Source organism: Alteromonas sp. BZK5, from assembly GCF_014349115.1.
Taxonomy (GTDB): domain Bacteria; phylum Pseudomonadota; class Gammaproteobacteria; order Enterobacterales; family Alteromonadaceae; genus Alteromonas; species Alteromonas macleodii.
The window spans coordinates 1-2,343 of record NZ_JACSOE010000207.1 but is presented as its reverse complement, the minus strand read 5'-3'; the positions used below and the strand labels follow the sequence as shown (position 1 = coordinate 2,343).

Sequence of the window (2,343 nt, the reverse complement as noted above, 5' to 3'; positions counted from 1 at the left end):
TATTCGTTATTTTGTTAAGCCTTAGTAGGTTATATATAACCTATTATTGAATATAATGGTTACCATCAATGCATATTCTTTCGTTAATCCTAATATATAAAGATTATTTAATTTCAGTTTAATTTACATATCTAATTGTTTTAAATGAACTATTCGTTATTTTGTTAAGCCTTAGTAGGTTATCAACAACTTACTTGAAGATTAGTTCTCCTATTCTGATAGCGATTGAATAAATCCATTAACACCACGATTTAGACCTCTTAATAGTCAATGCATGCTAGTTTTGCACTTTATTATTTATCTAGGGACACGTTTGTGTCCCAAGTGACATTTTTGTGTCCCAACTCATTTTCAAAGTAAATGTATTTGTTTTTCTTAGGGACACGTTTGTGTCCCAAGTGACACGTTTGTGTCCCAGTGAATTTTTGGTATATACGAGGTATAAGATGTCAGTAGCTGAAAAAATCATGAGTAATGAGAAGGTTCATCCTTCTATTGTTTCAATTGAAGTGGGATATGGCAGTACCACATTAGTTTATAGCGCCAATGGCAAGCATATGAACTCGATGACGATGCCCTCTCGCCCTAAACAACTCGGTTCAAGAAGTGATTTGACGGGTGGTCTACTGGTTACCACAGGCAAAAGTGCAGTTGTTATTGTTAATGACAACGAGTGGCAAGTTGGAACGGATGTAGGTTTATCTAGTGAGCGTAAAAGCGTTGAAGTACTTAATGATAACTACATCGATAGCGATGAATATTTAGCAATGTTTCTTGGTTGTCTATCGTTGCAACCTCATGATGAAATTGACATGTTAGCACTTGCACTTCCAGTCAATCGGATGCACCTCAAACCAAAATTAGAAGCAATGGCCAAGAATATCAAAATTGGTCAACGTCATATTGCTATAAGAAATGTGTGGATAGTCAGTCAACCATTTGCGGGTTTACTTTACCACGTATATGAATCATCGCCTGAAACTGGATTGCGAAGCCTAATTAACAAAAACTTCCTAGTTATAGATATTGGCTATTTAACTCTTGATTGGCTATCGATTAACAACATGAGACCTGATGAAAAACTATCTGGTGCTATAGAGCTTGGCATGTCTGTTCTCGTACATGAAATTGCAGAGTACCTCGGCTCTAGTAAGGTCTTCGATATTGGTGAGGTTTCTCCAGCTATTATTAATAAGGCTTTTGAAACTTGAAGTCTGTCTATGTTTGGTAAAACATTTAATTTCCCAATTCATAAGTCAGAAACTGTTTCTTTCGATGCCAGTAAACTCATTGCTTCACATATGGAAAAAGCGGCGAACAAGATAACTAATGTCATAGGTAAAGGGGCATCTCTAGATGGTATCGTCGTAGTTGGTGGTGCCTCAGGACTTTTATTAGATCACATTCAACGTCGTTTTAAGCACCATGCAGTAGTCAGTTATGGTATCGATGCAGTTGGAAAAGGTTTGCAATATGGTGGCGCGTTAAAGGCTAATTCTGGTAAATAACGATGTCGGATATCATGTGCAAGTTTAGGCTTAATAATGAAGAGTTACCGAATATAACTGCACTTGTTTCCAAATTAGATGGAAAGGGTCGAAATGAGATAATCCGGCTTTTCATGCGCTTAGCTTTAAACAATATCTCATATCCGCTAGAGGCCGGTGATGGATTTCAATCGTGTAATATCAGACTACGTATCACTAGAGCTTCACATCCAGATTTGTATGAACACTTAAATAGCTTTGCTTCTCGGCATCGGTCTGCTGAAGTAATTCGAATGCGCAGTTTTATTGAGAGTGCAAATTCCACATTCGTGACTAAGCCAATATTTACTGACAAAAAACAGGAGGTGATAGAGTCACAACCAATAGATCAGGAATTCCATGACAAGCCTCTATATGATGATCTTATTATAAACGATAGTGACATGGAGTTAGCTGAACTACTTTAGTTTGTTCTAGTGCTTCAGTTCCAAGTTCTTTCTTATATCTTAAATTAATATTAAAAACCCCGTGACGAGAGCGAAGCGACGTCGTGGGGTCGTTTCCTTCTTTATACTTATAACCCTTAAACTACTTGAAAAGCCAGAGGTAAACCCTGAAACAGGACGTAGAATCGGTTATACGCTTGAGCAAGTGAATATTCTACGAGAGCACTTCAAAATTGTTCCCAGATTGAAAAAGGATGCACCCACAAAGCGTTTAGGAATAACGTAAGCGATCAATATAGGCCGTCTTCCCCAGATTTAGCTACTCCGTAAAATAGCCTCCGTAGATTTTACTAACGGAGACTTTACTGATGGCAACAAAAAGACGTACACGTGAGCAATGGCAAAGATTG

General features: G+C 37.6%; 2 protein-coding genes. Both read left to right on the top strand.

The window, feature by feature from the left end; translation table 11 throughout:
• Window positions 1–446 precede the first annotated feature (446 nt).
• The gene (locus BIZ39_RS21290; RefSeq protein WP_187448034.1) at window positions 447–1,211 is read left to right on the top strand and encodes a ParM/StbA family protein; all 765 of its coding nucleotides are present in this window, start codon (window positions 447–449) and stop codon (window positions 1,209–1,211) included.
• Window positions 1,212–1,220: 9 nt separating this feature from the next.
• Entirely contained in the window at window positions 1,221–1,508 is a 288-nt protein-coding gene (locus tag BIZ39_RS21285) for a hypothetical protein (RefSeq protein ID WP_187448033.1), read from the top strand.
• Window positions 1,509–2,343 lie beyond the last annotated feature (835 nt).